We start from the raw sequence: 1,477 nt of genomic DNA, 5'->3' as shown, positions 1-1,477 counted from the left end.
TACGTGAAGCCGGAGGTGGTGAGTGGTGACGGGTTGATGTGACGGATAGCGGATTGCGGCGTGTGAGGCCGGAGTGGGGCGACCTGGGGAGTAGCAGACGTAGAGACGCGGCCGCAAGGCATCAGACCGATGGTGTGCAAAGCCGACTGTGAAGTTGACCAAGAAAGAGCTCTCAGCCCGACACAGGGCGGTGTTCCTCAGATCGCGGACAGCATTCCCATCCGGTCGGCGAGGCCGCGTCATAGACATCGAGCCAGGCCGGAAGGGTGAGGGGCGGTTCCTGCCTGTGCCCGCGTTCTTCATGCCGCTTCGGCCCGCGCCGAGGCCGACTGACCTCGGCAGTCAGATTGCCGATATCGCATCGGCCAGTGCAGCGACCCGAGCAACCGAGCTCGACGAGAAGATCTGGTTCGACGACGACTTCCGCTTCGTGCTGGCCGCGGCGCTTCCCGGCCTGCGGTTCCTGACCAAACTGCCGACTGGAGTCACGATCTTCACCCATCTGGACGGGTCTTGGGCCCGACTCGACAACGGCAGGGTCGCACAGGCCGGCCAGCAGCAGATCTGGGACGCGGTGGAGGCAGCGTACGAACAGTGGGAAGACCTCAGCCGGCCGACCCGTGGTCACTTCACCATCTCTGTGGAGCCCGACTCGCAACACATTCGGCTTGAGGGACGAGGGGTCGAATGGGCTCTGCCCAGGATGCCCTGATCGAGGACTGTGGAGGTCAGCATCGGGCAGGTACGCCGGGCGATGCGGGAGTTCAGGACCTTTGCGAGAGGCTGAGTTTCGGAAGCTTGCCGAGGGAACTGCGGCGCCGAGGGAGAGTGCGATGCCGATCGAGTTCGAGGCGAAGGTGCTGGATGTGGTGCCGGACGAGTTGGCCGACAGGATTCTCTCGTCGGGTGGGCGTCGGGTGGCGTACCGGCTGATGCGGCGATACGTGTACGACGTCCGGGCCGGCGACGAGTCCCGGTGGATTCGGTTGCGGGACAGCGGTACGGCGGTGACGTTGACGGTGAAGGAGATCGCCCACGACGGGATCGACGGTACGACGGAGACAGAGGTCGTGGTCGGGGACTTCGAGACCACCAACGAGTTGCTCGGCCGGATGGGGTTCGAGCCGAAGTCGTATCAGGAGAACCGGCGAGCGAGCTTCGAGTTCCGGGGCGCGGAGCTGGAGATCGACTGGTGGCCGCTGATCCCGCCGTACCTCGAGATCGAAGGCCGCTCGCGCGAACATGTCGTCGAGGTCGCGAACGCGCTGGGCGTCTCCGAGGATCAGCTGACCGGCGAGAACACGACGAAGGTCTACGCCCGCTACGGCATCGACATGACCACGATCCCAGATCTCCGTTTCCCTGACTGAGGGACTGGAACTGACCACCACCTCCCCACTCACCACACCCTCACTCACCACATCCCCCACCGCAGCCTCACACCACGGCCGCCACTCACCACCTCCGGCTTCACGTG

At 64.8% G+C, this 1,477-nt stretch carries 2 protein-coding genes; both read left to right on the top strand.

Translation table 11 applies throughout. The annotated features are described in order from the left end of the window. The first annotated feature begins 286 nt into the window (after positions 1-286). Positions 287-712, top strand: a complete 426-nt coding sequence (locus tag AB0M51_RS42625) for a hypothetical protein (protein ID WP_344199592.1) — start codon at positions 287-289, stop codon at positions 710-712. Positions 713-833: 121 nt separating this feature from the next. After that, positions 834-1,370, top strand: a complete 537-nt coding sequence (locus tag AB0M51_RS42620; RefSeq protein ID WP_344199589.1) for a CYTH domain-containing protein — start codon at positions 834-836, stop codon at positions 1,368-1,370. The last annotated feature ends 107 nt before the right edge of the window (positions 1,371-1,477 follow it).

It is taken from the genome of Kribbella sp. NPDC051137 (genome assembly GCF_040682535.1).
Taxonomy (GTDB): Bacteria; Actinomycetota; Actinomycetes; order Propionibacteriales; family Kribbellaceae; genus Kribbella; species Kribbella karoonensis.
The sequence above is the reverse complement of the archived record's forward strand: the minus strand, read 5'-3'. Positions and strand labels throughout refer to the sequence as shown.

Coding starts and splice junctions, on each gene's coding strand:
- AB0M51_RS42620 (WP_344199589.1), top strand. CDS start 834: ATGCCGATCGAGTTCGAGGCGAAGGTGCTGGATGTGGTGCCGGACGAG.